At 44.4% G+C, this 3,189-nt stretch carries 5 protein-coding genes; 2 read left to right on the top strand and 3 right to left on the bottom strand.

Annotated features, from left to right (window positions below):
- Nucleotides 1–112: 112 nt before the first annotated feature.
- The 3 genes from LC653_RS45370 to LC653_RS45360 form a co-directional block, all read right to left on the bottom strand.
- Entirely contained in the window at nucleotides 113–259 is a 147-nt protein-coding gene (locus tag LC653_RS45370) for a hypothetical protein (protein ID WP_229501771.1), read from the bottom strand.
- Nucleotides 252–578, bottom strand: a complete 327-nt coding sequence (locus LC653_RS45365) for a hypothetical protein (RefSeq protein WP_229501770.1) — start codon at nucleotides 576–578, stop codon at nucleotides 252–254. The genes LC653_RS45370 and LC653_RS45365 overlap by 8 nt, the downstream gene beginning before the upstream one ends.
- A gap of 117 nt (nucleotides 579–695) precedes the next feature.
- Nucleotides 696–1,547 (bottom strand): hypothetical protein, encoded by an 852-nt coding sequence (locus LC653_RS45360; protein ID WP_229501769.1) that lies wholly within the window; start codon nucleotides 1,545–1,547, stop codon nucleotides 696–698.
- 165 nt (nucleotides 1,548–1,712) lie between these two features.
- On the opposite strand from LC653_RS45360, the gene LC653_RS45355 reads away from it, so the two are divergent.
- Both LC653_RS45355 and LC653_RS45350 read left to right on the top strand, forming a co-directional pair.
- Nucleotides 1,713–1,967: a helix-turn-helix domain-containing protein gene (locus LC653_RS45355; protein WP_308189273.1), complete on the top strand. Its 255-nt coding sequence runs from the start codon at nucleotides 1,713–1,715 to the stop codon at nucleotides 1,965–1,967.
- A 123-nt stretch (nucleotides 1,968–2,090) separates the two neighbouring features.
- A complete protein-coding gene (locus LC653_RS45350) occupies nucleotides 2,091–3,134 on the top strand; it encodes a hypothetical protein (protein ID WP_229501768.1) in 1,044 nt (347 codons plus the stop codon).
- Nucleotides 3,135–3,189 lie beyond the last annotated feature (55 nt).

Genomic DNA, 3,189 nt, shown 5'->3' with positions numbered 1-3,189 from the left:
TTGTGGCGATCGCTTCCATGACACTGCATCAAGGACGACCGCCTGACCCCTCCTCGACTGTTCAATAACTTTCAAAGCTGTAGCCCTTATTCCGTATAGCTTAGAGCTTTTCTTAGTGCCATTCATCCAACAGTGTTTGAATAACTGAATCGGAGAATTGGAATTGCAGCCGATGCAATGGAACACAACCGCCGCAAAGCTGAAGTGAACGCAGCAAATGATTAGCCCTACGGTCAAAACTGTTTGTAGAATTAGCCATTGTTTGCACCTTGAGTTAATACGGTTAACTGTCGGTTGAGAATGCTTATCTGCTGTTGATAAAAGTCAATCTCTGCGGTAATTTTCTGGAATAATTCTTCTGGCGTAAGCGGTTGGATTTGATCCTCTTTCAAGTACGATATTTCATCAGAATTCTTGTTAGGCATCAGCACATAGCGCCAACCATCATCAAATTGTTCAGCCAGTTCTGTACCAGAGGGATAGTAGTAAAGTCCTAGAATCGTACCTTGTTCTGTACGCTGCTCCAAAGCAAAGCGAGGGTAGCCCCAGTGTTGAGGGATTGATATTGTAGGTTTCATAGATTTAATGGGGATTGGTGAATGAAGGGACAATGAAGCAGAGGAGCGGAGGAGCAGAGGAGCAGAGGAGAGGTTTGTACAGATTCTTTCCCCTCTGCACCCTGCCCCTCTGCCTCTTTACGCTGTGACTAACTCCGCTCTCTCCAGCAGCCGTTGCAATTTATCGCCAGTTAGCTGTTCATCAAAAATGGATTTACCATTAGTAGACACATCCACCATCGACAATGAGCGCACAGCATCAAACACAGAGTTAGAATACTGCTGCTGACCTGAATAACCCCTCTTCACCCACCAGTTACTAAGCAATTCGCAATTCGCAGTTCGCAATTCGCAATTGTCAAGAGAATTAATGATTGAATCATTACAGGTGTAAGGCTTTTCACTTTTAGTTATGGCATTTAATTGCGAATTGCGACTTGCGAATTGCGAATTGTTGTAGTTCTGGCACTCGTTGAAGATATGCGCCATGATTCGGTTTTCGGTCGTGGGGGGTGTTGCTTCTTTTTCCTGCACAGGTAATGAGCCGTCTTTGTAGTGAGTGCAGATGAAGCGATCGCAACGCATTAGAGTATTGGCACGGAATACTTCTTCGTCGTTGACCATTACTAGCCAGCGTTGGGTTAGGTAGTTGTCGTCATGGCTGATGCTGGCTACCAGTTTGTCATCAGCGTAATATTCGTGATGGTCAAACGAGATTTCAACTATTGTGAGGGGTTCGGGAGCTACGGCTTGGGCTTGGTCAAAGATGTGGTAGTCTAGTTCAGCTTGGGCAAGGGCTTGGTTGTCGGGGGCAGCAGGGGCGAGTTTCTGAATCTTGCTTGCCTGATAGTTAACAATGGCGGAAATCCAGGCATCCTTGCAGCGTTTGTCGCTTACTTCGACTGTGCAGGCGATTTCGCTGTAGATTTGCTTCAGACGGGCAATAGATTTCAGTTGCAGCTGTTGTTGGCTGTAGATTTGGTATGTCATGATTGTTAAAGTTCCTAAAAGAACAGAAAGCGCTTCAGATTGGTCGTCGGGGCGCTTTCTTCATTCTTAAATCATAACTCGCCACGTTATAAATTATCAACTAGCCACGTGAAAGGTTATGATTTCAGCATTAAGTTTCACGTGATGGTTTAATAAGGAAGGATTATGATTTCATCTCTAATGAAGGTTACGAAAACGATATCAATTGATGTTCCCGGACTAGGTGCAAAAATCAAGGAGGTTAGAGAAACCGATTCGCGCTCACTTAAGGCAATCTGTGAGGCTGTCGGGATGTCTCAGATGAATTGGTATCGAATTGAAGAGGAAAAGCAATCCCTCCCTTTAGAAACACTCCGCAAAATTGAAGAAGTTTTGGGGGTTGACTTTGGTGTGAATCTTGAAGGAGAAGGTAATGTTTAATCTTGCTAATCCTCTTGTCTTGTCTTCAATTTTTATAAAGAAGTGATCACAGCTAATTACTACACTCCAAATCTGTTTGTGATTGACTTTGAGCAAATATTTTTGAACTAAAGGGGTGGAATCATGCCTAAACCACCTTCTAGACGCAAAAAAGCCACTTCTGTCGCATCTACCGATTCAACTTCAGCAGCTAACTCTGCAAACGAGGATATCTCCCAGCAAGTAGACCCAGGTTCAGCAACAATTACAGTTACGGCTGTTGAAGTTCCAGAGCTAACCGAGCAGGAAATTAGCGATCGCTTACTCCTGGAGAGGAAAGTGGAACGGGCGTTTTTTGAGGCAGGCAAGGCATTGGCTCAGTTGCGTGATCGCAGGTTATACAGATCCACTCATCGCACATTTGAGGAATATTGCAGAGACAGGTTTGGATACACCCATCGCCGAGTCAATTATCTAATAGCTGGTTCTGTAGTATTTGACAACATAGTGACGGGAACAAATTGTTCCCAAAATGAGGAAGTGGATGAAACGGGAACAAATTGTTCCCAAAACGAGGAAGTGGATAAAACGGGAACGAATTGTTCCCAAAATGGGGAAGTGGATGAAACGGGAACAAATTGTTCCCAAAACGAGGAAATAGACAAAACTCGACTTAACCCCTCACGAATCCTGCCGACTAACGAAGGACAAGTGCGCCCTCTGGCACAGCTAGAACCCCAGCAGCAGGTTAAAGTTTGGCAACGGGCAGTACAGGAGGCTGGCGGTAAAGTTCCCAGTGCCAGAATCGTAACTGATGTAGTGCAAAGAATTATGGAACGTAATAAAGTACCCAACACCTACCAAATTGGTGAAATCTGCCAAATTTTAGCCAAGGATAATCCCGAACTTAGGGGCAAAGGTGGCTGCTGGGGCATCGTTAATCAGGTGAATGATTTTAGCTGCACTGTAAAACTCTGGGATGGGGAGTATACCGTTGGTTTGCAGCACCTCAAATCTTACAATTACCTGCCTGCCGAGTGTGAGCAGATGCAGTTAATCAGGGACTTCCAGAGAATAAAATATACAGCCAATAAAAATGATAATCATTTTCATAGAAGAGAGGGGTTGCCGACGGCAACCCCTCTCTCCCCCAATAAATATGCAAGACAAATGTCTGCACAAAGATAGTTCTTAAATGCAGTGAACAGAATTGACATCGATTATTTTGGCGCTTTTAACCTTT

Source organism: Nostoc mirabile CHAB5784 (assembly GCF_020829645.1).
In the GTDB taxonomy this organism is placed as follows: Bacteria; Cyanobacteriota; Cyanobacteriia; order Cyanobacteriales; family Nostocaceae; genus Nostoc; species Nostoc mirabile.
The sequence above is the reverse complement of the archived record's forward strand: the minus strand, read 5'-3'. Positions and strand labels throughout refer to the sequence as shown.